Here is a 395-nt window from a genome sequence, read left to right on the forward strand (position 1 = left end):
AGGAGCTCCAGACCCTGGTCGCTCGGCTGACGACACTCAGGACGGCACGTGCCTGGCAGTACCGCGAGCAGTTGCGCGCCATCCTGCAGCGAAAGCAGGTCAACGTGGTCCGTCAGATGCTCCACCAGTGGTGTACGAACATCATGCGCTCCAAGGTCGAGCCGATGAAGGCTGTTGCCAAGATGATAAGGCGACACCTCGATGGCATCGTCGCCTGGGTGAAAACACGCCAGACCAATGGCTTCCTGGAAGCGATCGGAACGTGTCAACATATTCCCAACACATCGGCGACGATTTCTATGTAACAACCTCGGGCAGCTCGGCGCTGACCGGTGTTGGTGAGACTTCGAACGCACCTGGTGTGCCGAGTAACTCCGTTGCGGTCTGACCATCGT

At 58.7% G+C, this 395-nt stretch carries 1 pseudogene; it reads left to right on the forward strand.

Annotation, left to right across the window (positions count from 1 at the left end):
* A pseudogene (locus ACEWQZ_RS00245) lies at window positions 1-257 on the forward strand (transposase); the annotation flags it as partial.
* Window positions 258-395: the final 138 nt, after the last annotated feature.

The sequence above is a fragment of the Wenzhouxiangella sp. YN1 genome, assembly GCF_056324145.1.